Source organism: Brevundimonas sp. TWP1-3 (assembly GCF_049896085.1).
GTDB lineage: Bacteria > Pseudomonadota > Alphaproteobacteria > Caulobacterales > Caulobacteraceae > Brevundimonas.
This window is the reverse complement of record NZ_JAFCTP010000001.1, coordinates 1,131,001-1,151,964: the sequence shown is the minus strand read 5'-3', so window position 1 is coordinate 1,151,964 and position 20,964 is coordinate 1,131,001. Positions and strand designations below refer to the sequence as shown.

The window sequence follows — 20,964 nt, the reverse complement described above, 5'->3', positions numbered from 1 at the left end:
CCTGAACGACTTCCGCGCCGCCCCGTCCTCGACGGGGCGGCGTTTCTACATCCGCCGCGCACCCAGACTGACGGCCCGCGCCAGCATCTGGGCGATCTGCGCCTCGGACCTCAACAGGCCCGGCGCCCCGCCGTCCACCGCCACATTGACCGTCACCCCGCTGCTTGAAAGCGGCCCGATCTCGCCGCCCGTCGCGGGTCGAAACACCTCCGGCCCGCGCTCTCCGACCAGATAGGCCCCGCCGCCCAGCACCGGCCCGCCGTCCGCCCGCGCCCCGCCGAAACTGGACATCGTCGCCTGGATCGCGCCGCTCAGCCCGCCGCCCTGCGAACCCCCTGCAGCATTCACCGCATTCAGCACCGCCCGCGCCAGTTCGGCCAGCGACACCTCACCATCCGCCGCCGCCCGCGCCAGCGACCGCGTCAGGCTGTCGCCCGCACGCCCGAACGCCTCTTCGATGGCGTCAGCCGCATCCCGCGCCGGCGCCTTCAGCGCCTCCAGCGCAGCCCCGGCCTCCGCCGCTCTCAGCGCGACCTGATCGATCCCGTCCCGCCCGAACTCATCCGCCATCCGGCCAACCCTCCATCAATCGCGCCAGCCCCTCGCGCCCCAGCGGCGCCGTGCCCCGTGGCGTTTGCATCAACATCCGCCATTCCTTCAGCGACAGCCGCCAGAACGCTTCCGGCGCCACGCCCATCGCGGCCGCCAGCCTCAACATCTCGCCCCAGGGCGTCACGCCGCAGCCGCCGCAAACGCCTGCGCCACCGCGACCGCCGCCTCGCGCGGATCGACGCCAGCCACATCCGGCTCGACCTCCCCGCCCCCGCGCAACACCGCCGCCAACACCACCATCAGATCCCTCGCCGACAGCGATTTCATCCGCTCCGCCACGGCCGCCAGCCCATCGACGCCCAGCCCCGTCTCGATCTCCGCCAGCGCCCCCAGCGTCAGACACGCCCGGCGGCGCGCGCCGCCCAGCATCACGGCCGCCTCGCCCCGCGCCCCGTTCATATCGCGCTGAATCCGATGGCCCCCGCGCTGGCCAGGCTCAGCGCAAAGGTCGCCTCCCCCTCGTGCTCGCCGGCGTATTCCAGCGCCGCCACCAGGAACGGCCCCTCCAGCACGCCGAAGTCCGGCACGATCAGCCGCCACCGTTTCGCCGCCTGATCGAAGAAGGCCTCGCGCACCAGGGCGTCCGACGCCGCGTCGCGAAAGATGCCCTGTCCCGACACCGCCGCCGACTTGACGCCCGCCCCCGCCAGCAGCTCGCGCCACCGCCCGGCGCTGTCGCCGTCCGTTGCATCGACCGTCTTCGCGTTCAGCGAAATCGTCCGCGCCCTCAACCCCGCCACCGTCGTGAACACGCCCGGCGCGCCCTCGATCTTCAGCAGCATGTCCTTGCCCGCCTGTGCCGTCATCGCTCAATCCTCCCTCGTGAAGCGCAGCGAAACGGGGGAGGGGGACCACGAAGTGGTGGAGGGGGCGGACACGCGCTCCGTCGCCTGATTTCCACACCCGCTCCGCTTTTCGCCCCCTCCACCATGCTGCGCATGGTCCCCTCCCCCGCTGACGCGAGGGAGGATCAAATCTCTTCCGTCACCGCCCTCAGCCGCACCACCGCATAGGTCCGCCGCCCGTCGCCCGCCCGGAACACGTCCGCGAACGTCGCCCTCAGCGTCGCCGTCCGCACCCCGTGGGCCTCCAGCACCGCCTCGTGCAGACACGCCCGCACCGCCGCCGCCACCGCCTTGGCCTCTTCCGATCCCGCGAACCGCGACACGCCCGTCAGCGTCAACCTCTGCTCGACCCCGCCCCCGTCCGCCGCGACCGGCCGGCTCTCGCATCGCCCGATCACCAGATGCGGAAACGCGGCCTCATCCGGCGCCTGATCCCACACCCGCCCGCCCAGCAGAGCCTGCACCGCCACATCCCCCTTCAGCGCCGCCAGCACCGCCTTCTGCAGCGCGCTCTCGTGATCCCTCATCGCACCCGCTCCAGATCCAGCCTGACCCGCCCCGGCCGCACATCCTGCGTCGCCACGATCCGCCAGTCCGCCCCGCCGAACCGCAGCACCCGACCGTTCATCAACCGAGGATCCGCCCGCGCCTCCGCCCCCATCGTCTCGACCGCCCGCCTCTGATCCCCCTCGCCGCGTTCGATCCGCCGACGCGCCCCGCACTTCAGCCAGGCCGACCCGACCGCCTCGAACGTCACGCTGCGCCCGCCGTAAAGCGTCTCGGCCTCCACCGGCTGAAACAGCCCCGCAAGAACTCTCACAACCGCACCACGCGATAGGGCGCCAACCAGCCCTCGACCGGCTCGACCGCCACCGGCTCCCCCCGCTCATAGGCCCGCAGCACCAGCATCAGGATCGCCAGCCGCAACGGCGCCGGCGAGGTCGATGTCAGCCCCAACCCCACATCCCCCTCGACCTTCGCCTGCGCCGCCTCGATCAAGGTCTGGATCAGCCCGTCCTCGGCCTCATGCTCGACCCTCAGAAACAGCTTCGCCTCCGCCACCGTCACCGGCTGCGCCATGGCAATCTCCATTGAAAAAACCAGACCTCTCCCTCCCCGCTCCGGGGAGGGTGGTCGAGCCGCAGGCGAGACCGGGTGGGGAGGGCCAGGCAATCCGTATCCGGTCGCCCTGCCGCCCCCACCCGGCCGCTACGCGGCCTGCCCTCCCCCGCAGGGGGAGGGAGAAACGAGCGCCGTCACATCAGCTCGCGGCGAACTTCATCACCTTGATCGCGTCGAAGTTCTGCACCCCGCCGCCGACCCGCTTGGTCGTGTAGGGCTTGGCCGAATAGGGATCGCGCAACACCCGCACCCCCGCCCGATCCACGATCAGATACCCGCGCTGAAAATCCCCGAACGCGATCGACAGACTGTTGGCCGCCACGTCCGGCATGGTCTCGATCTCGGTCACCGGATAGCCCAGCAGCGACGCCGTCTCGCCCAGCCGCGTCGCCGGCTGCCAGATGTAGTTGCCGTCCGCGTCCTTGAACTTGCGCACGGCCGAGACCGTCTTGCGGTTCATCACGAACCGCCCGTTCGGCCGGTACTGGGCCTTGGGCGCATAGACCAGGTCGATCAGTCGATCCGCCGGACTGGTCGGCGCAAAACCGCCCGCCGCCCCGGACGCCACAGAACCGATCTGACCCCAGCCCTGGCCCGCGTCGGCAACGGTCGGATAGGTCAGGAAGCCCTTGGGCTTGTTCACCCCGTCGCCGCCTACGAAGGCCTGGGTCTCCTGCGCCGCGAAGGCGTCCTCGACCTCGGCCGCCAGCCATTCGTCCAGATCGACCATGGCGTCGTCCAGCAACGCCTGGGTCGCCGCCGGATTGGCGTACAGATCCGCCGACGGGAACTCCAGCAGGGCTAGGGTCGCCGGGTCCGTCTCCGGCCGCGCCGCCGTCTCCGCCACCCAGCCGCAGGCCACGCCCGCCGTCGACACCGGCTTACGGAATACCCCCGCCGCCACCGTCCGCACCGTGGCGATCTCGCGCATCGGCGACGCCGCCATCAGCCGTCGCTCGATGGCCCGCTCGGTCTCATACGGCACGACATAGCCGCCCGAGGTCGCGCCGCCCGACAGGCCGGCCTTGACTTCCAGACCGCCCGACTGACCGGTCTTCAGATAGCCGTCCCACGCCGCCTTCGCCTCGGGCGCAGACACCGGCTCCATCGGCTCGCCGCCGATAGCCGGACGCCTGTTCTGGCTCATCACCCGATCCAGTCGCGCCTGCGCCGCCGCCACCGCCTGGTCGATGCGCGCCACCTTCTCCTCCAGCAGCACATCGGCCGCCGCCTTCTTCTCGATCTCGTCCAGCCGGACGTCGTTCGCCCCTTTGAACGCCTCGAACGCCGCCATCATCTCGCGCACGACAGCGCGCGCCTCGGGAGTGCCCGAAGCCTGTTTGATCTCTTTCATGATATCTCCGGTTGAAGAACCGCGGGTTGCGGTTAGGGTCGAGGCGTGACCGACACGACCTCGAAATTATTGGACGACTTGCAGCGATCCTGGCTGCTCAAGCTCATATGGGTGTGGGCGCCGTTCGTACCGCTGACGGCCGTCGCGATCCTGAACCACCACGAAGGGCCGGTCCCCGAACTCTTCTATGCTTTGCCTGTGCTGGCCGTATTCGGCGCCTTGGGCCTTCAATATGGCCTCGCCTTCATCGCACGTCGCAAAAGGCGCGCTCTTGCGCGTCGCCTGTCGCCGCTACAGCGTCTTCAGACTTCGCACGAACTCGACACGATTCCTCTTGGCGAATTCCTGCTCGTCACCAAACAACCGCCTATCGAAACCGTGCCCCGCGCCATGCAATCGGTGATCGCGCGCTGGGGAGCTCCGCCGTTCAAAAAGACCGAAAACATCATCAACGCGGTGTCCATTTCCGTATGGATCATGTTCTGTGCGGTGGCGGGCTTGCGCGACCCGTTTGGTTTCCTGAGCCGCCACTTGGGGATACCGACCACCCCTTACTGGCCCGCCTTCATGATCTTGTTTTTACTGTCTTTTCTGTTCTTTCTTCGAGCACAGTTGCGCAGAATGAACGATCACTACGTCGCTGAGGCGAAAGCCTCGGGCAATCGTCCCTTCCCCGCTCTGTGACCGACGCCTGATGTCCCACCTCACGCCACTCGAAAGCGCCGTCATGGACGCCATGGTCTGGCAGATGGGCGAGCGTTCCCGATCTGGCGGCCCAGGCGGCGTCCAGCTCGCCGGGCCTGCGTCGCAACACCGGCGCCGGCCTCTATTCCCGGATGATCGTCGATGCGAACCGCGCGACCCGCAATCCGGACGCCACCGGCCTGTTCGGCACGGTCCATGTCATGGTCGGCGACCTGCCCGATCCCATCGGCTTCCAGATCGAGATGCGCCAGGGAAGGCTAATGGCCCTGCACGGCCAGAGCTATGGCCAGGACACCCGCGCCGTCGACTTCTCCAGTACACCCTTCGGCGAGGTCTTCACCGTCGACGCCCGTGGCCAGTCCGTCCTCTACCGCCCCGCCTGGCGCGCGCCCGACCCCGTCGCCCCCAGGCCGAAACCCGCGGCTCCACATGCACAGGCCCCGACCAAAGCCCCTGTCTCCGCCGCCCAGCCTGCGGACCCCGCCCCCACGCCAGATGCCACGCCCAGCATCAGCGAAATCCTCGCCAGCGCCTCCAACCCCACCGCCTCTCGCGCCGGAAAGCTGGCCCTGGTCTATCTCGGCGCCTATGCGCTGGCGGTGATGTTCGTCCTGTTCGCCGAGCTCGTCCTGCATCTCGGCCGGGTATTCGCCGCCATCGTCGCCGCCTGGGCGATCCGCTACATCCACGGCCAGAAGGGCCGCGCCCAGATGGCCGACCTCACTGACCTCCTCGACCAAAACGGCGCCTTCGAAGCCCTCAAGCCAAACTGAACCCACAGTTGTGACATCATACCAAAGACGCTTGAAAGCCCGACTTCGCTCCCCAACTCAAGCTTGCAAACGGGGAGGCTGTTGTGTTCGGGCTGTTCTTTCATCCAAGACGCTCCGACCCCGGCGGGGCGGTCGCGGTGCGTGTCGTTGCTGGCCACCATTGCGGTGAGACCACCGATGCGCCTCCAATCGTTGTCGCCCATGATCCTGCTCAAACCAAACTGAACCGCGCGCCCGGCAGCATGGGAAACGTCACCAGCGACACCTCCCACAGCTCGACCGCGCTCAGCACCCTCAGCCGCCCCTGACGCCGGGCCCGCGCCGTGCGGTATCCGATCGACAGTCCGTCCATCGCCCCCGCCCGGCTCAGCGCCCCGGCGAACCGCGCCTCGGCCGACCAGTCCTCGATCCGGCCGCGCACGAACAGCCCCCGCGCGTCCTCAATAATCTGCTCCCAGACCCCGACCGGCGCCCGCGCGTCATGCTGGTTCAGCATCCGCACGCCCTCGGGCCCCGTCTTGGCCAGACTGTCCGCAAAGGCCCCCGCCTGCACGACATCCCCGTTCAGATCCGCCACGCCCCACAGCGAGGCGTAGCCCTGAATTTCGACGCTCCCTCTCCCCTTGCGGGAGAGGGAGACCGCGCACGGCGGCGCAGCCGTCGTCCTGGCGCGGTCGGGTGAGGGGTCGAACAGCCCCTTGCGCCCACCGCCTGAAACCCCCTCATCGCACCCTTCGGGCCACCTTCTCCCACAAGGGGAGAAGGAAGATGTTTCGCCTCTCATCTCGCCCCCTCCAACCGCCGCTCGATCCGCTCCACCGCCGCCGCCGTCGCCTCGCCCTGGACCTCCAGCCGCGCCAGCCGTTCGGCGACCAGCCTCTGCTCCCCGACCCGCTGCTCCAGCGTCGCGATCCGCGCCGCCGCGCCCCCGGCCCAGACCAGGCCGCCGACCGTCTGCACGACCACGGCGATCAGCAGCGCCGTCGGCACGCGCCGGATTTGATGTTCGGTCATCCCCCCACCCCCGCCATCCGTCGTCGCTCCTCGTCCGTCAGGAAGCTCGCCGCCTCCAGCCGCGCCCACAGCGCGTCCCGCTCGGGCTGCAAGGCCGCCACCGCCTCCAGGTCCGCCCGCACCTCACACCCCGCGAACCGCTCGCCCAGCCAGCCCGTCATCGCCCCCGCCGCCTTCCTGACCAGCGGGATCACCGTCTGTCGCCAGAAGGCCGCATTGGCCTCGCAATAATTGGCGTAGGTCGCGTCCCCAGGGATCCCCAGCAGCTGCGGCGGCACCCCGAAGGCCAAGGCGATCTCTCGCGCCGCCGCATGTTTGCCGGCGGTGAAATCCATCTCCGCCGGCGTCAGGCTTAAGGGCTTCCATTCCATCCCGCCTTCCAGCAGGATCGGCCGCCCGGCGTTCGTCGCCCCGGCGTAGACGTTCGACAACTGATCCTTCAGCGCCTCGAACTGCCCGTCCGTCAGCCGCTCGCCGTTCCTCGCGCCATAGACCAGCGCCCCCGACGGCCGCGCCGCATTGTCCAGCAGGGCCTTGTTCCAGGTCCCGGCCGCATTGTGCGCATCCACACCTTGCGCCGCCGCCTCCATCGGCGACAGCCCGTACCAGTCGTCCAGCGGATGCCACAGCTTCAGGTGCATCACCGGCGCCCAGCCGTCCGCCGCCCGCCCGATCCGCACCGAGCGTCCGTCCACGGAATAATCCCACGCCTCGGGCCAGCCTGACCGGCCGGGCACCACCTTCACCCGGTCCGACCTCAGCGCCCATAGCTCGTCCGGCGCCCCGTCCCCGTCCGCATCGCCGGTCGCCTCGACATAGGCGTTGCCCGACACCTGCAGCGCCCCATAGACCGCCTCCATCAGCTCGGCTCCCGACTGTTCGGGATTGGGCCGGCGGATCAGTTTGGCCAGCGGATGCGCCTCGTCGCGCACCCCGTCCACGAACACCGCGAACGGCGCCGCAGCCGCCGCCTCGGCGATCATGCGGATGCAGCGATAGGCCACCGCATTCTTCTGATACCCCTCGCGCGCCAGGCTGGCGTAGTCGTTGGGCGTCCAGCGCGGCCGCCCCACGCCCGACAGGGCGATCACCCCGCCCGCCCGGCTCTCCTTAGCCTCAGGCGCACGCACGCGCCCCGCCTGGCCGAACGGCCACCGGATCGAAACCATCGCAATCTCCTCAGAATTTTCTTCCCTTCTCCCAGTGGGAGAAGGTGGCTCGAAGAGCCGGATGAGGGTCGTCCGGTGGGCTAGGTCGCACACTCGACCCTCACCCTTTCGCGCAAGTCCGACCGCTACGCGCTCGGGCGCTCAAGCCCTCTCCCAACGGGAGAGGGTCGCATCATTTTCAACACCCGCCGCTCCACCCACAGATGCACCGCAACCCCCGCCGCCAAACTCGCGAGCACCGTCAGCACCACCACCGCATCCCCCGGGATGGCGACCATCCCACTCTCGAACAGCCGCCCCAGCGCCCGGATCACCAGCACATGCGTCAGATAGATCGAATACGACGCATCCCCCATGAAAGCCGCCGCCCGCTCCAACCGTCCCGGCGCAACATCCGTCCGCTCCATTCGCACCACGCCGAACACCAGCAAGGCGCTGGGCAGACCCCAGACCGCTGCCCGCCTCAACCCGTTCCACGGATCGTTCAGCGCCCGCACATCGTCGATCCCGCCATAACCGACCACCAGCGTCAGCCCGAACCCGACCAACGCCAGCCCGACCGCCCAAAGCCCCAGCCGACGCGGCGTCCTCCGCCACACCGACGCGATCCCCACGCCCAGCAAGAACTCCAGCACGATCGGCGCGCCCCAGAACCTCAGCACCGGCGCCGCTACGACCAACCCGGCCGCCAGCATCGCCGCATAGGCCCCGACCAGCCCCCAGCCGACCCGCTTGCCGCCCGCCATCGCCAACCCGAACCCGGCGTAGAACAGCATCTCGAAACACAGGGTCCACCCTGGCCCCAGGGCCGGAAACGTCATCTCCAGTCCGCTGAACGGCCAGAACAGAAACGTCGCCACCGCCACGTCGGGTGTCAGCGTCCCGCCCCGCGCCATCCCGATCAGGATCGGCAGCGACAGCAGCCAGTAGATCGGCGCCACCCGACGAAACCGTCGCCACAGGAAGTCGCCGGCGGCCGCTAGACCCGCCTGCCCCCGCGTCGTCGTGGCGATGATGAAGCCGCTGATGACGAAGAACACGTCCACGCCCACCGCGCCGAAATCTTCCAGCGCACTTCCCGCCAACGCCGTCTCCAGCCCCAGCCGCGTCCCCGCCAGGTCCAGCGCATGGGCGACGACTACCGCCGTCGCCGCCGCGAACCGCAGCGCCTGCACCCCGTAGAACCGCTCCCCCATCCGCCACGGTTAACACCGCGCGCGCAGACCAGACAACCTCAGATCATCACCCGCGCCCGCACCGCCTCGGCGATCCTGGCCTGACCCGCCGCATTGGGATGGACGGCGTCGAACATCAATCCGCCGGGGAACCCGCCGCCGAACAGGGCCGTCCCGTCGATGGGCGTCGCCAGTCCCCGCCGCCGCAACCTCGAATACGGCATCCCGGATCGCGCCCTGGGTCGCATAGCTCGCCTTGCCCTGCGCCGGATCGGACGGACATCCCGTCATCAGAAGCACGTCCCCCGTCGTCAGGCACCGATCCACCAGCAGCCCCAGCCCGGCCTTGTAGGTCGCGACCGCCGTCCCCGCGTTCCAGTCGTTGATCGTCAGGCAGACGACCGACAGATCGGGCGCCGCCGCCGGGATCGATCCATAGGCCCGGTACGGCTGGTCGGTCGTGATCCAGTCCGCAACCTTGGCACCGCCCCATCCCGCATTGATCACCCGCGCCCGCCGCACATCCGACCGCCACGCGACCCCGCCGGCGATGAACACCGCCCCGCCCGAGGCCCAGCGCACCGTCACAGGCCCGCTGGTCTCGGGAAAGGCGACGGTCGCGACCTCCATCGACGCCGGCTTGGTCGTGTTCACACTCGCGCGCACCACGCCGTCCGTCTCGACAGTCATCACGCCCAGCGCCGTATTGGTCACGGCCCACAGGTCGAACCGATCGACCTGCCCGTCGGGTTGAAAGCTCCAGCCCCCGCTGGACGACGCCGCGCCCGAGAACAGCTTGCCGCCCATCCCCGTCAGCGCATTGACGCCCCACCCCGCGCCCATCGTCACGCGCGGATCATAGGCCGAATAGCCCCCACCCGCCCCGTCCGCCGCACCCGCCCCGGCCACCGACGCCGCCGAGGCCGGCAGCCCGCGCCCGCTCATCATCGCCGCCAGCCGCTCGGGCCAGGCGCCCGCCCGACCGTTCGGCGTCCAGCCGCCGCCGACCCCGCCAAACCCTTGCGTCACGCTGTCGCCGATGCACAGCAGCCGCGCCTCGCGCCCGCCCGCCTGCATCGTCCGCACCGCCGCCGACCAGACCGGCAGGTCGCTCACGGAAAACCCAGGCCGCCCCAACACCCCGCCCGGCGCCGCCGTCGTCGCCCCGATCTCGACGCCCGACATCAGTTGAAGGCCGCCACGATCTGCGTCGCCGTCGTCCCGGTCGCCAGCACGCGCCGCACCTGCACCGGCAACCAGCCCACCGGATGGTTGGCGAACGTCACTGCGTCGGAATCCTCGCCGCCAACCGTCAGCACACGGACATTGCCCGCCGCCCCGACATACAGCGCCTTGGCATAGGTCGTCAGATCGACCGTATCGCTGGGCGTCACCGCTTGCGCGCGCCTTGCCGGGCCGCTCGCGTCGCGCCCATGGTTCAGCAATCCGTCCCGCTCGGGAATGGCCGGCATGTCTTTCTCCTGTTCAAACAAATTCTCCCTCCCCCTGCGGGGGAGGGTGGCTGAGCCGCAGGCGAAGCCGGGTGGGGGCGGCAGAGCGCCCCATCACCAATCCTGCGCGATCAATCCGCGCGCCCCTGCCGGGCCGGCCCCACCCGGTCGCTTCGCGCCCCCCCTCCCCGTTCCGGGGAGGGAAAAGCCCTAGAGCCTTCTTATCGACGGCCCCGCCGACTGCGGTCCCAGCATCAGCCGCGTGATCGCCCACACCAGGGCATCGGCCCGGTCGGGGCTGGGCCCGCCCTCGCACCCCATGGCCAGCATCTCTTCCTCCAGCGCGGGAAGGGCCTCGCAATGGACCACCCGCCCCTGTTCGTAGAGCAGGGCCACCGGCTCGGCCCGCGCCGCCTTGGACCGCGAGGCGTGCACCATCTCGACCGGCGCGGGACAGTCGTTGGTCCTCAAGACCGCGCGCACCATGTCCCCGCCCTGATTGCCCTCGGCGACCACCTCGTGCGCCCCATAATCCCGCGCGGCCTGGCACGCCGCCGAGGCCCAGCCGCCCGGCGACAATCCTCGCACCGTCCGGTCCGCCAGCACGAAGGCCTGTCGACCCTTGCGACCGACCACCACGATCCCGCAGGCGTCGCCGCCCGCCGTCGCCGGCGGATCGACCGCCACCACGATCCGCTCCAGCTCGACCGGCCGCGCGCCCCTGGCCCGTTTCAGATCCTCGATGCGGAACAGGGCCCCTTCGCCCTCGACCACCAGACCTTCCAGCTCCTGCGCCGCCAGCCGCGTCCCGCCATAGACGTCGTGCAGATGCGCCAGAAATCCGGGCGACAGGTTCTGCGCATTCAACGCCGTCGCCGCCCGTTCCGTGACCGTCCCCGCCTCGGCCATCAGCCGCCTCAGCGCCGGGATCGGCCGGGGCGTCGTCGTCACCGCCAGCAGCGGCTCGTCCCCCAGCCGCAACCCGAAGCGCAGGTTCGACAGCACCATCTCCGGCTTGCGCCAGGCGCAGAATTCGTCGGCCCAGGCCGCGTGGAACTGCGGCCCCCTCAGACTGTCCGGATCTTCCGCCGAAAACGCATAGGCCGCCGACTGATTGCCCCAAACCAACCGACGCCGCCCCGCCTCCCAGCGCGGCCGGTCGCCCGGTTCCGCCAGCGCCTTGATCCCCGACGCCCCCTCCACCATCACCTCGCGCACGTCGTGCAAGGCAGGTCCGACCAGGGCCAGCGTGATGCCGGAGAACTCTCTCGCCAACACGTCGATCCACACCGACCCGGCGAAGGTCTTGCCCGACCCACGCCCGCCCAGCAGCAGCCAGGTCTTCAGGCTCAAGTCAGTCGGCTGATACTGATGCCTCAACAGCTGAAGATGATTGATCTCCAGCCTTAGCTCTTGCCCGTCCGGCTGCTTCGGCCTGCTTTTCCTCCAGAATCCGATCAAGCCGTTCGTATTCGACGACCAGCTTTCGTCGGAGCAATTCGTCTTCTGCGGGGTCGTAGGTTCGTCCACCCATCTCGTCCTCTTCGTTGTCGCTCAGGCACAGCAGCCTCATCGCCTCGACCGCCTTGGCCGAGCGCGCGATCACGCCGATCTGGCGCGCGACCTTTTCGGCTGCGGCCGCGTCCTCGATCTCTGTCTTGCAAACCTTCTGCGCGGCCTCTTCCATCTTGGCCTTCAGCATCAGGAACATCGGCTCCAGCCACCCGGCGCAGGACGCAGCCGTTGCGCCACCAGCACCGCCGCCGCCCTCTCCGTCATCCCGATTTCCCGTCATGCCCAAACCATAGCGCAGCAGCGTCCTCAGGCCGGAAGAACGCCCACATAATTCGCCAACAGCTTGTTTTCTAACGACTTGAACCAGCGTCATTGCGCTGGCTAGCGTGGCCTACCCTAGCAGCCTCAGCCCCGCTCCAGCATCCATTCCGGCGCCTCGAAGTCCAGCGCATCCTCCGGCTGGGCCAGCGACAGCTCCGAGATCGTCTGCCCCCGCACCGACACCCCGGCCGTATGCACCGTCTCGCGACTGCCCGAGATCAGATGATGCCACCCCGCCAACGGCCGCCCCTCGTGCAGCCGGCGATAGGCGCACGACAGGGGCATCCACCCCAGCGCCTGGATGTTTCCGGGCGTCAGCTTGATGCAGTCCGGCACCTGCGCATTGCGGTTCGCATAGTCCGAGCACGAACAAGCCTGGGAATCGAACAGCTTGCAGTGCACCCGCGTCGGAACGACGTCGCCCGTATCCTCGTCCTCGAACCGGATCACGCAGCACAGCCCGCACCCGTCGCACAGCCCCTCCCATTCGGAAGGCGACATCTCGGCCAGGGTCTTGGTTTCCCAGTAGGGCTGCATGGCGCGCCTCATACGCGCCGCGTCGCCGCTTGTCACAGCCTCAATGCCCCACCGTCTTGGAGAAGAGGTTGATCACCACTACCCCGCCGACGATCATCGTCAGGCCCGCGATGGCCGGCAGGTCCAGCCGCTGGCGAAACGCCACCGTCCCGATCACAGAGATCAGCACCACCCCCAGCCCGCTCCAGATCGCATAGGCGATCCCCACCGGCATCTGTTTCAGCGCGATCGACAACAGATAGAAGGCCAGGCCGTAGCAGGCCGCCATCCCCGCCGTCGGCCAGATCCTGGTGAACTGCTGCGAGGCCTGAAGCAGCGTCGTCCCCGCCACCTCCAGCGCGATGGCGCCCAGCAGCGCCGCCCAGGTCACGGGGCTCATGTCAGCGGGCTCATGCGTCGTTCGCGGTGATCGGATGGCCGGGCGTCAGCAGCGACAGCAGCGCCTGCCGCTGCTCCGGGGAGACCTCATGGATGCCGAACAGGTCCGAAACCCACAGACCGTCGGCCAGCAACCGCAACATCAGGGCGTCGTCCGCCCCGACCGGATCGCTGGGATCGTCCACCTTCACCTTGTCGATCCAGCCGCTCCACCGCTGGGCCAGGGTCGGTTCGATGGCGCAGGCGGCCATGATGACCCGTCCGATGCTGACGTCGTGCGGCGTCACAGGCTCGATCACCGTGGCCCGCAGATAGGCCCGCGCATTGCGTCCATACGGCTCGGGATCCCGCGCGGCCTCGGCTAAGATGGTGTCGGTGTGCATCCGTCCCAGATGATCGACCATCCCCTCCAGCAGAGCGAGCTTGCTGGGGAAATGATGCAGCAGCGCCCCCTTGCTGACGCTCGTCCGGGCCGCCACCGCATCCAGTGTAAAGCCCGACGCCCCCAGTTCGGCGGCGACCTCCAGGGCCTTTTCGATGATCTCGGCGCGGGTGTCGTCGGGCGCGCGGCGGCGTGTGGTCGTGTCCATGAACGCTACATACCAACCAGACGGTAACTGTCAATATCGGCGCATATCCTCCCCCGCCTGCGGGGGAGGGGGACAGCGAAGCGGTGGAGGGGGCGAATGCCCCACCGATCTTTACGCCTAAAACCGCTCCCTTTCGGACGCCTGAGATGCGTCCGCCCCCTCCACCACGCTGCGCGCGGCCCCCTCCCCCGCTTCTCGGTGGAGGATCAGACTGGCGTCCCGACGCTGAACCCCTTAAATCCCCCGTTTCCGCCCCTCCCCGCGTCCCGCGCGATCTCCTCCCCATAGGGAGGATCGAAAGTCACATGGCAGCCAGACCCCCCCTCGCCGCACTCAAGGACGTCCGTCTTCAGGATGGCCAGCGCCCCCTCTTCGACGGCGTCGACCTCGCGGTCGAGCCGCGCAGCCGCGCCGCTCTCGTCGGCCGCAACGGCGCCGGCAAGTCCACCCTGATGAAGGTGGTCATGGGCATGATCGAGCCCGACAGCGGCGACCGCTCGGTCCAGTCCGCCGTCCGGTTCGCCTATGTGCCGCAGGAGCCGGTCATCACCGGCGAGACCCTGCTGGACTACGCCTCCTCCGGCGAGGCCGAGAGCTGGACCGCCGAGAGCTGGCTGGCGACATTCGGCCTGAACCCCGAGAAGTCGACGCAAGGCCTGTCCGGCGGCGAGACCCGCCGCGCTGCGCTCGCCAAGGCCTTCGCCGAAGAGCCCGACCTGCTGCTGCTGGACGAGCCGACCAACCACCTCGACATCCTGGCCATCGAACTGCTGGAGGACGAGCTGATCCAGGCCCGGTTCGCCCTCTTGGTCGTCAGCCACGACCGCGCCTTCCTGAATCGCGTCACCAACACCGTCCACTGGCTGGAAGGCCGCCGCGTCCGCACCCTCAGCAAGGGCTTCGTCGAGTTCGACGAATGGTCCTCCAAGGTCATGGAGGAGGAGGCCGAATCCCTGCGCCGCCTGACCAAGACCATCGAGCGCGAGACCGCCACCTTCTACTCCTCCATCACTGCCCGCCGCAGCCGCAACGAGGGCCGCGCCCGCTCGCTGAACGCCCTTCGCGCCGAACGCGCCGAAAAGATGAAGGACGCCCCGCGCGAGCTGTATCTTGGCGTCGATTCCGGCGGCACCTCGGGCAAGCTGGTCGCCGAGATCAAGGGCGTGTCCAAGGGCTTCAACGGCCGCACCCTGTTCAAGGACCTGACCACCCGCATCATCCGCGGCGACCGTCTGGGCATCGTCGGCCCCAACGGCGCGGGCAAGACCACCCTGGTCAAGACCCTGCTGGGCGAGCTGCCGCCTGACGAGGGCACGGTTCGCATGGGCTCCAACCTGGAGTCCGTCTATCTGGACCAGTCGCGCGAGGGGCTGAAGTCGGACATGACCCTGTGGGACGCCCTGACGCCGGGCGGCGGGGACTCGATCCTGGTGCGCGGCGTGTCCAAACACGTCGCCGCCTACGCCAAGGACTTCCTGTTTTCAGAGGCCCAACTGCGCCAGCCGATCTCGACCCTGTCGGGCGGCGAGCGCAACCGCCTGCTTCTGGCCCGCGCGCTGGCCAAGCCCGCCAACCTGCTGATCCTCGACGAACCGACCAACGACCTGGACATGGACACGTTGGACAAGCTGGAAGAGCTGCTGGAAGGCTATGACGGCACCCTGATCCTGGTCTCCCACGACCGCGATTTCATCGACCGTCTGTCCACTTCCACCCTCGCCCTGAACGGGCGCGGCGACATCGTCGAGACCCCCGGCGGCTGGACCGACTTCATCCGCCAGAACCCCGGCTTCCTCCAGCCGGGCTCGAACCCCCGCCCCCAGGACAAGGCCGCCGCCCAGCGCGCCGCCGAGGCCGCCCCAGCCGCCGTCGCCCCCAAGAAAGCCGGCAAGCTGACCTTCAAGGACGCCCACCGCCTGAAGGAGTTGGAAGCCCTGATCGACGCCCTGCCCGCCACCATCGCAAAACATGATGCTGCGCTGGCCGACCCCGCCCTCTACGCCCGCGACCCCAAGACCTTCGACGCCACGATGAAGGCCGCCGACAAGGCCCGCGCCGATCTGGAATCCGCCGAACTGGAATGGCTGGAACTGGAAGAGAAGAAGGCGGCCCTGGCCGGGTGATCAGGCGGTCTGGCCCGTTCTTTCGTCGGCCCAGACCTTGAACGCCTGATCGGCGGCGCTCACCGAGCCGCCCATCTGGCGGCCGGCGGGATCCTGGGCGAACCACGGCTCCACGTCCCCGCCTTGGCGGAGATGGATCGTCAACCGGATCAGCGCCGCATGATCGCCCGTCTTGGCCTCCATGAAGTCCAGGAAGGCGCGCACCCGCGTATAGAAGGCGGACGCCGCATTGATGTCGGTGCCCGTGCGACGCTGGAACTCCTCGCCGCTCATCGTCATGACGCGCGGCCCCGCCCCCGTCGCCGCCCACGTCGCCGCCCCGTCCGTCAGGGCGGCGGCAGACGCACCCGACGCAAAGGCGGGATGGGTCTCCGCCAACAGCGAGGAGACGGCGTCGGCACGCGGATTCTCGTTCCACACCTTCTGGAAGGCGGCCCGCCGCGCCTGGGTCAGCCCCTCGCCCTCCATCAGGACGGCCGCCGCCTCGTCCAGCCAGTCGGGCGCGGCGCTTCCATAGGCGTCGCCGCCTTGAGCCACCGCGGTCCAATAGGTCTCGATATACCAGAGATGCCCCAGCTCGTGCGCCATCACGCCCGGCTGAGAGGCCTTGGCCACGCTGGCCGCGATCTGCGGCGCCGCGCGCTGGACGGCGGCGGTCATCAGGGCCTCGGCCTGACCGGCCGGCGCCTGTTTCGCCACGGCGTCGCGCACCGCCTGCTCCATCGCGCCGCGACGCGCCGATGCGCTGATCCAGGGCAGGACACGCGAGGCTCCGACGGCGCGCACGTCCTCGACGGGATGCGCCCCGTCCAGCACCACGGCATAGGCCGGCGGCCTTGCGCCGAACGCCTCGGCCCATGTCGTCTCGGCCACGGTCGCCTCGTCGGCGGCCTGCGTCACGGCTTCTGCGGTCGGCCCGACCACCAGGCCGTTCGGCGTCTCGCGACAGGGGGCGGTCGTCGCCAGGGCGGTGCACCGCAGCCTGGGCGACCCTGGCTCTTCAGCCGGCGCCGCGCCCAGAGGCGCGATCAGGGATAAGGTCAGGACAAGGTCTAGCAACGGCATGAACGGTCTCTCTTTTTTTGCGAGCATCTCTGCGCGCCCCGGCGCGTGCAACTTAACTTCCGGTCATGTCCGCCGATCGAACAGGGCCGGCGTCGTCCGGCGCTTCGCCGCAACCCGGCTTTGCCGTAAGCGTTTCGTCTTCCAATCTCGTCACCGTAATCGGCCGTTCGTCATCCCATGACCCTGCGCACCCACCTCGTCGAGTTCGCCCCGCCCCAGCAGGCGGCGGTGCGGCGGATCAACGCCGTCCTGGCCCGCGCCCCGCGCCTGCGCACCGACGGCTGGCGGATCGATGCGGGGCAACGTCTGTCGTTGTGGCTGGACGCCGCCGCCGGGCGGGTCACGGTGCCCCGCCTTCGCAAGCGCGGCGTCACGGTCGAGATCATCCAGACCGACGGCGACCATCCCGTCCCCTTGCGCATCCTGCATCCCACGGGCACGCCCCGCGCCGTCATCCTGGACATCCACGGCGGCGGCTGGGTGCTGGGCAGCGCGGGGCTGAACGACCGGCTGAACGCCCACCTGGCGCACCACGGCTTCTGCGTCGTCTCGGTCGATTACCGCCTGCTGTCCGAGCGTCGCCAAATCTACATCGACGCCGCCATCGCCGATTGTCTGGCCGCCGCCTACTGGACCGTGACCAACGTCGATCGGCTGGGGGCCTCGACCCTGTTCCTGACGGGCGAATCCGCTGGCGGCCATCTGGCGGCTCTGACGGCGGTGGCCCTGCGCGACCAGGGTCTGATCGACCTGGTGAAGGGCTGCGTCTTCACCTACGGCGTCTTCGATCTGTCAGGCACCGAGAGCGTCCGTTCGGCCGGGCCCGAGACCCTGCTGTTCAACGGCCCGACAATGCGCGCCGACCTGGCCCGGCTGGCGCCCGACCGCGACGAAGCCGGCCTTCGCCAACCCGACGTCTCGCCCCTCTATGCCGACCTGACCAGCCTGCCGCCCGCCCTGTTCATCGCCGGCGAGGACGACCCCCTGTTCGAGGACAGCCTCTTGATGGCCACCCGCTGGGGCGAGGCGTCGCAGGCCGACCTGATCCGCGTGCCCGAGACCCCGCACGGCTTCCTGCATTTCGGCGGCCCGGCGGCTCGGGGCGCGCGCGCCGCCATCCGCCATTGGCTGGGCGCCCGGCTCTAGCTGGCCTCGATCAGCTCGCGGATCCGGCTGCCCAGGGCCTCCATCCCGAAGGGCTTGGTCATCACGTGCATGCCGGGGTCCAGGTGCCCGTTGCCGACCACCGCATTCTCGGCATAGCCGGTGATGAACAACACCTTCAGGTCCGGCCGCTCAAGCCGCGCGGCGTCCGCCATCTGACGCCCGTTCATTCCGCCGGGCAGGCCCACGTCGGTGACCAGCAGGTCGATCCGCGCCTCGGACTGCAGCAGCTTCAGCCCCGCCGCCCCGTCCGAGGCCTCGATGCACTGATAGCCCAGTTCGTGCAGGATTTCGGCGACCAGCATCCGCACCGTCGGCTCGTCGTCCACGACCATGACCGTCTCGCCGGCCTGGGCGCGCGGAGCCTGTTCGACCTCGGCGAGCGTCTCGCCCTCGTCCACCGCGCCGTGGTGGCGGGGCAGATACAGGCAGACCATCGCCCCCTGATCCGGCTCGGAATAGATCCGCACCTGGCCGCCCGACTGGCGCACGAAGCCATAGATCATCGACAGCCCCAGCCCCGTCCCCTCGCCCAGCGGCTTGGTGGTGAAAAAGGGCTCGAACGCGCGCGCTGCGACGTCCGGCGCCATGCCGCCGCCGGTGTCGCTGACGCAGATGGAGACATACTGGCCGGGGTCCAGGTCCTGGGCCTTGGCCGTGCGTGCGTCGATCCAGCGGTTGCCGGTCTCGATGGTCAGCCGCCCGCCGTCCGGCATGGCGTCGCGCGCATTGATGCAAAGGTTCAGCACGGCGTTTTCCAGCTGGTGCGCATCGATCAGGACGGGCCAAAGGCCGGTGCTGGCGACCACTTCCAGATGGACGCTCGGCCCCGTCGTGCGCCGGATCAGGTCTTCCATCCCGCGGATCAGCCGGTTGGGATCGGTCGGCTTGGGATCCAGCGTCTGACGCCGCGAGAAGGCCAGCAGCCGGTGCGTCAGGGACGCCGCCCGCTTCGCCGCCCCCTGGGCCGCTGCGGTGAACCGTTCGACATCGCCATACCGACCCTGGGCGATCCGGTTGGTGATCAGCTCCAGACTGCCGCTGATTCCCGCCAGCAGATTGTTGAAGTCGTGGGCGATGCCGCCGGTCAGTTGACCCACAGCCTCCATCTTCTGGCTCTGACGCAGCGCCTCCTCGGCCTTCATCAGGGCGCTGCTGCGTTCGGCGACCTGGTCTTCAAGCGTCTCGTTGAACCGGGCCAGTTCGGCCGACTGGCGACGCAGTTCCTCGATGTCGATATTGGAGCCGACCCAGCGGGTGATCCGGCCCTCCTCGTCATGGACCGGCTCGGCCCGCACCATGAAGGTGCGATAGACCCCGTCGTGGCGAAGGATGCGGAACTCCGCCTCATAGACCTGACCGCTCGCCAGGGCCTGCGACCAGCGCACAGCCGCCTTCTCCAGGTCATCGGGATGGACGATCTGGCCCCACCCGTCCGTCCCGTCCAGCGCGCCCTCGATCAACCCGGTATAGGCATAGACCTGGGGGTTGAACCAATACAGCGACCCGTCGGCCCAGCTGGCCCAGATCTGGTTCGGCGTCGCCTGGGCGAAGACCCGGAATTGGGCCTCGCTGTCGCGCAGGGCGGCCTCGCTGCGGGCGCGCTCGGTCGCCATCCGCACCCGTTCGGCCACGTCGCGCATCAGCTGAAGATCGCTGTCGGTATAGTGGCGCGCCGTCGCGTGATTGACGAACACCAGAGCCACGACCCGACCCTGTTCCATCAGCGGCATGTTGACGAACGACCCGGCGCTGATGGCCTTCAAGGCTTCGGCCGTGTCAGCCGTGCGGGGATCTCGCGTGACGTCGTCGATCGCCACCGTCTCCCCGCGCTTGATGTTCTCGATGTAGGATCCATAGTCGCGGAAGGACAGGACGCCGGCCAGGCTGGTCACCCCCGGCTGGTTGAAATCGCGTGCGATGGTGATGGTCTCGGCGACCGCATCTATCGTGCCGTATCCGGCGCGACTGACGCCCATCGTTCGCGCCAGCACCTCGGTGGACGCCTGTGCGATTTCCTCGGCGTCGGTCAGGTCGCGGATGGCGTCGTTCAGCTCCAGCAGGGCGTTCTGGCGCGCCTCGCTCTGTTTGCGCTCGGTGATGTTGTTGAACAGGATTGCGACCTGATAGGCGCCCGGCTGACCGATCCTCAGCGCCTGCACATCGTACCAGCGGCCGAAGATGTCGGCGGGGTTTTCAAACCGCGCCGGCTCGCCCGTGCGCGCGACGCGGCCGTACAGGTCGAACCAGTGCTGCTCCAATCCCGGCGCGATCTCGCTGACCCATTTGCCGTAAGGATCGACCAGGCCCGTCATCTCCTCGAAGGCCTGGTTGCCCTCGACGATACAATAGTCGATGGGGCGATCCGCCTCGTCGAACTTCATCTCGATGACGCAGAACCCCGTCGCCATGGCCGCGAACAGGGCGCCGTATCGCGACTCGCTGGCCGCCAGGGCCTGGTCGGCGCGGTGGCGATCGGTGACGTCCATGCCCTGGATGAAGATGCCCCAAACCTGACCGTCCTCCTTCAGGGGCTGGAAGACGAAATCGACGTAGCGGTCGACGACCTCGCCGCTGGGTTCGGCCTGAACGGCGTAAAGCGCGCTGTCGGCCCGGTGCGCCTCGCCGGTGCGATAGACCTGATCCAGCAGGTCCAGATAGCCCTGCGCCACGGCGTCGGTCAGCATCTCGGCGACCGTCCGCCCGATCACCTCGCGATGGCCGATCACCTTCTGATAGTTCGGATTGGTCAGCTCGAACCGATGCTCGGGTCCCGTGACCAGCGCCATGAACCCCGGCGCATGGGCGAACATATGGGCCAGCTGCCCGCGATTGATACCGTTAGACAAGGCGTGGCCAAACCCGGTGATGGACAAACATTTCCCCAAGGACTCTCATCCGCTGATCACAGAACCCAAAGCGCGCCGGGCGGTTGCAGCGCAATGTGTCCGCCGCCGAACATAAGCCCGCATCGTCGTCTTCTTGTGGACAAGACAAACCGCTGATCCGCCAAAGCGAATTTGATCCGTCCACCGATGTTCACAGGCTTGT

General features: G+C 68.9%; 25 protein-coding genes. 4 read left to right on the top strand and 21 right to left on the bottom strand.

Features of this window, described 5'->3' with window-relative positions; genetic code table 11:
• Window positions 1–45 precede the first annotated feature (45 nt).
• The 8 genes from ACP693_RS05865 to ACP693_RS05830 all read right to left on the bottom strand — a co-directional run bounded on the left by ACP693_RS05865 (window position 46) and on the right by ACP693_RS05830 (window position 3,933).
• Window positions 46–570: a phage tail tape measure protein gene (locus tag ACP693_RS05865; RefSeq protein ID WP_426018209.1), complete on the bottom strand. Its 525-nt coding sequence runs from the start codon at window positions 568–570 to the stop codon at window positions 46–48.
• Window positions 560–736: a phage tail assembly chaperone gene (locus ACP693_RS05860; RefSeq protein ID WP_426018210.1), complete on the bottom strand. Its 177-nt coding sequence runs from the start codon at window positions 734–736 to the stop codon at window positions 560–562. The genes ACP693_RS05865 and ACP693_RS05860 overlap by 11 nt, the downstream gene beginning before the upstream one ends.
• A complete protein-coding gene (locus ACP693_RS05855) occupies window positions 733–1,011 on the bottom strand; it encodes a GTA-gp10 family protein (RefSeq protein WP_426018212.1) in 279 nt (92 codons plus the stop codon). The genes ACP693_RS05860 and ACP693_RS05855 overlap by 4 nt, the downstream gene beginning before the upstream one ends.
• Window positions 1,008–1,418, bottom strand: coding sequence for a phage major tail protein, TP901-1 family (locus ACP693_RS05850; RefSeq protein ID WP_055753040.1), 411 nt, complete (start codon window positions 1,416–1,418; stop codon window positions 1,008–1,010). The genes ACP693_RS05855 and ACP693_RS05850 overlap by 4 nt, the downstream gene beginning before the upstream one ends.
• A 164-nt stretch (window positions 1,419–1,582) precedes the next feature.
• Window positions 1,583–1,984 (bottom strand): DUF3168 domain-containing protein, encoded by a 402-nt coding sequence (locus ACP693_RS05845; protein ID WP_426018215.1) that lies wholly within the window; start codon window positions 1,982–1,984, stop codon window positions 1,583–1,585.
• On the bottom strand, window positions 1,981–2,277 hold the full coding sequence (locus ACP693_RS05840) for a phage head-tail adapter protein (protein ID WP_426018216.1): 297 nt from the start codon (window positions 2,275–2,277) through the stop codon (window positions 1,981–1,983). Before ACP693_RS05840 ends, ACP693_RS05845 begins: the two co-directional genes overlap by 4 nt.
• Window positions 2,274–2,537, bottom strand: coding sequence for a head-tail connector protein (locus ACP693_RS05835; RefSeq protein WP_184278890.1), 264 nt, complete (start codon window positions 2,535–2,537; stop codon window positions 2,274–2,276). The genes ACP693_RS05840 and ACP693_RS05835 overlap by 4 nt, the downstream gene beginning before the upstream one ends.
• A gap of 181 nt (window positions 2,538–2,718) precedes the next feature.
• Window positions 2,719–3,933: a phage major capsid protein gene (locus ACP693_RS05830; RefSeq protein ID WP_426018218.1), complete on the bottom strand. Its 1,215-nt coding sequence runs from the start codon at window positions 3,931–3,933 to the stop codon at window positions 2,719–2,721.
• A 45-nt stretch (window positions 3,934–3,978) separates the two neighbouring features.
• On the opposite strand from ACP693_RS05830, the gene ACP693_RS05825 reads away from it, so the two are divergent.
• Together ACP693_RS05825 and ACP693_RS05820 are read left to right on the top strand one after the other, a co-directional pair.
• Window positions 3,979–4,617 carry a hypothetical protein gene (locus tag ACP693_RS05825; RefSeq protein ID WP_426018220.1) on the top strand — a complete coding sequence of 213 codons (639 nt, stop codon included), beginning with the start codon at window positions 3,979–3,981 and terminating at the stop codon, window positions 4,615–4,617.
• Window positions 4,618–4,769: 152 nt separating this feature from the next.
• Window positions 4,770–5,411, top strand: coding sequence for a hypothetical protein (locus tag ACP693_RS05820; protein ID WP_426018222.1), 642 nt, complete (start codon window positions 4,770–4,772; stop codon window positions 5,409–5,411).
• 211 nt (window positions 5,412–5,622) lie between these two features.
• On the opposite strand, the gene ACP693_RS05815 is transcribed toward ACP693_RS05820, so the two are convergent.
• The 11 genes from ACP693_RS05815 to ACP693_RS05765 form a co-directional block, all read right to left on the bottom strand.
• Window positions 5,623–6,015: an HK97 family phage prohead protease gene (locus ACP693_RS05815; RefSeq protein ID WP_426019623.1), complete on the bottom strand. Its 393-nt coding sequence runs from the start codon at window positions 6,013–6,015 to the stop codon at window positions 5,623–5,625.
• 176 nt (window positions 6,016–6,191) lie between these two features.
• Window positions 6,192–6,425: a hypothetical protein gene (locus ACP693_RS05810; RefSeq protein WP_295184406.1), complete on the bottom strand. Its 234-nt coding sequence runs from the start codon at window positions 6,423–6,425 to the stop codon at window positions 6,192–6,194.
• Window positions 6,422–7,594, bottom strand: a complete 1,173-nt coding sequence (locus tag ACP693_RS05805) for a phage portal protein (protein WP_426018223.1) — start codon at window positions 7,592–7,594, stop codon at window positions 6,422–6,424. Before ACP693_RS05805 ends, ACP693_RS05810 begins: the two co-directional genes overlap by 4 nt.
• A 125-nt stretch (window positions 7,595–7,719) precedes the next feature.
• The gene (locus ACP693_RS05800) at window positions 7,720–8,790 is read right to left on the bottom strand and encodes an acyltransferase family protein (RefSeq protein WP_426018225.1); all 1,071 of its coding nucleotides are present in this window, start codon (window positions 8,788–8,790) and stop codon (window positions 7,720–7,722) included.
• A gap of 9 nt (window positions 8,791–8,799) precedes the next feature.
• Window positions 8,800–9,954: a hypothetical protein gene (locus ACP693_RS05795; protein ID WP_426018227.1), complete on the bottom strand. Its 1,155-nt coding sequence runs from the start codon at window positions 9,952–9,954 to the stop codon at window positions 8,800–8,802.
• Window positions 9,954–10,241 carry a spike base protein, RCAP_Rcc01079 family gene (locus ACP693_RS05790; RefSeq protein ID WP_426018229.1) on the bottom strand — a complete coding sequence of 96 codons (288 nt, stop codon included), beginning with the start codon at window positions 10,239–10,241 and terminating at the stop codon, window positions 9,954–9,956. Before ACP693_RS05790 ends, ACP693_RS05795 begins: the two co-directional genes overlap by 1 nt.
• Before the next feature lie 189 nt (window positions 10,242–10,430).
• Window positions 10,431–11,573, bottom strand: a complete 1,143-nt coding sequence (locus ACP693_RS05785; protein ID WP_426018232.1) for a DNA-packaging protein — start codon at window positions 11,571–11,573, stop codon at window positions 10,431–10,433.
• A gap of 1 nt (window position 11,574) precedes the next feature.
• Window positions 11,575–12,108: a hypothetical protein gene (locus ACP693_RS05780; RefSeq protein WP_426018233.1), complete on the bottom strand. Its 534-nt coding sequence runs from the start codon at window positions 12,106–12,108 to the stop codon at window positions 11,575–11,577.
• Window positions 12,109–12,140: 32 nt separating this feature from the next.
• The gene (locus ACP693_RS05775) at window positions 12,141–12,593 is read right to left on the bottom strand and encodes a YcgN family cysteine cluster protein (RefSeq protein ID WP_425985698.1); all 453 of its coding nucleotides are present in this window, start codon (window positions 12,591–12,593) and stop codon (window positions 12,141–12,143) included.
• A 40-nt stretch (window positions 12,594–12,633) separates the two neighbouring features.
• A complete protein-coding gene (locus ACP693_RS05770; protein WP_425985700.1) occupies window positions 12,634–12,972 on the bottom strand; it encodes a DMT family transporter in 339 nt (112 codons plus the stop codon).
• A gap of 10 nt (window positions 12,973–12,982) precedes the next feature.
• Window positions 12,983–13,561, bottom strand: a complete 579-nt coding sequence (locus ACP693_RS05765; protein ID WP_426018234.1) for a TetR/AcrR family transcriptional regulator — start codon at window positions 13,559–13,561, stop codon at window positions 12,983–12,985.
• 305 nt (window positions 13,562–13,866) lie between these two features.
• Between ACP693_RS05765 and ACP693_RS05760 the strand changes: the two genes are divergently transcribed.
• Complete coding sequence (locus ACP693_RS05760) at window positions 13,867–15,684, top strand: ABC-F family ATP-binding cassette domain-containing protein (protein WP_426018235.1); 1,818 nt, start codon at window positions 13,867–13,869, stop codon at window positions 15,682–15,684.
• Here ACP693_RS05760 and ACP693_RS05755 read toward each other — a convergent pair whose 3' ends face one another.
• The gene (locus ACP693_RS05755; protein ID WP_426018237.1) at window positions 15,685–16,749 is read right to left on the bottom strand and encodes a hypothetical protein; all 1,065 of its coding nucleotides are present in this window, start codon (window positions 16,747–16,749) and stop codon (window positions 15,685–15,687) included.
• 177 nt (window positions 16,750–16,926) lie between these two features.
• Here ACP693_RS05755 and ACP693_RS05750 point away from each other — a divergent pair, with 177 nt between their 5' ends.
• Window positions 16,927–17,895, top strand: coding sequence for an alpha/beta hydrolase (locus ACP693_RS05750; RefSeq protein WP_426018238.1), 969 nt, complete (start codon window positions 16,927–16,929; stop codon window positions 17,893–17,895).
• Here ACP693_RS05750 and ACP693_RS05745 read toward each other — a convergent pair.
• Window positions 17,892–20,762, bottom strand: coding sequence for a PAS domain S-box protein (locus ACP693_RS05745; protein WP_426018239.1), 2,871 nt, complete (start codon window positions 20,760–20,762; stop codon window positions 17,892–17,894). The two genes, ACP693_RS05750 and ACP693_RS05745, sit on opposite strands and share 4 nt — an antisense overlap.
• Between the last annotated feature and the right edge of the window lie 202 nt (window positions 20,763–20,964).

Excerpts from the sequence above, each read along its gene's own strand:
- ACP693_RS05865 (WP_426018209.1), bottom strand. The coding sequence starts at position 570 with ATGGCGGATGAGTTCGGGCGGGACGGGATCGATCAGGTCGCGCTGAGA.
- ACP693_RS05855 (WP_426018212.1), bottom strand. The coding sequence starts at position 1,011 with ATGAACGGGGCGCGGGGCGAGGCGGCCGTGATGCTGGGCGGCGCGCGC.
- ACP693_RS05850 (WP_055753040.1), bottom strand. The coding sequence starts at position 1,418 with ATGACGGCACAGGCGGGCAAGGACATGCTGCTGAAGATCGAGGGCGCG.
- ACP693_RS05845 (WP_426018215.1), bottom strand. The coding sequence starts at position 1,984 with ATGAGGGATCACGAGAGCGCGCTGCAGAAGGCGGTGCTGGCGGCGCTG.
- ACP693_RS05835 (WP_184278890.1), bottom strand. The coding sequence starts at position 2,537 with ATGGCGCAGCCGGTGACGGTGGCGGAGGCGAAGCTGTTTCTGAGGGTC.
- ACP693_RS05830 (WP_426018218.1), bottom strand. The coding sequence starts at position 3,933 with ATGAAAGAGATCAAACAGGCTTCGGGCACTCCCGAGGCGCGCGCTGTC.
- ACP693_RS05820 (WP_426018222.1), top strand. The coding sequence starts at position 4,770 with ATGATCGTCGATGCGAACCGCGCGACCCGCAATCCGGACGCCACCGGC.
- ACP693_RS05810 (WP_295184406.1), bottom strand. The coding sequence starts at position 6,425 with ATGACCGAACATCAAATCCGGCGCGTGCCGACGGCGCTGCTGATCGCC.
- ACP693_RS05805 (WP_426018223.1), bottom strand. The coding sequence starts at position 7,594 with ATGGTTTCGATCCGGTGGCCGTTCGGCCAGGCGGGGCGCGTGCGTGCG.
- ACP693_RS05800 (WP_426018225.1), bottom strand. The coding sequence starts at position 8,790 with ATGGGGGAGCGGTTCTACGGGGTGCAGGCGCTGCGGTTCGCGGCGGCG.
- ACP693_RS05795 (WP_426018227.1), bottom strand. The coding sequence starts at position 9,954 with ATGTCGGGCGTCGAGATCGGGGCGACGACGGCGGCGCCGGGCGGGGTG.
- ACP693_RS05790 (WP_426018229.1), bottom strand. The coding sequence starts at position 10,241 with ATGCCGGCCATTCCCGAGCGGGACGGATTGCTGAACCATGGGCGCGAC.
- ACP693_RS05780 (WP_426018233.1), bottom strand. The coding sequence starts at position 12,108 with ATGACGCTGGTTCAAGTCGTTAGAAAACAAGCTGTTGGCGAATTATGT.
- ACP693_RS05775 (WP_425985698.1), bottom strand. The coding sequence starts at position 12,593 with ATGCAGCCCTACTGGGAAACCAAGACCCTGGCCGAGATGTCGCCTTCC.
- ACP693_RS05770 (WP_425985700.1), bottom strand. The coding sequence starts at position 12,972 with ATGAGCCCCGTGACCTGGGCGGCGCTGCTGGGCGCCATCGCGCTGGAG.
- ACP693_RS05765 (WP_426018234.1), bottom strand. The coding sequence starts at position 13,561 with ATGGACACGACCACACGCCGCCGCGCGCCCGACGACACCCGCGCCGAG.
- ACP693_RS05760 (WP_426018235.1), top strand. The coding sequence starts at position 13,867 with ATGGCAGCCAGACCCCCCCTCGCCGCACTCAAGGACGTCCGTCTTCAG.
- ACP693_RS05755 (WP_426018237.1), bottom strand. The coding sequence starts at position 16,749 with ATGCCGTTGCTAGACCTTGTCCTGACCTTATCCCTGATCGCGCCTCTG.
- ACP693_RS05750 (WP_426018238.1), top strand. The coding sequence starts at position 16,927 with ATGACCCTGCGCACCCACCTCGTCGAGTTCGCCCCGCCCCAGCAGGCG.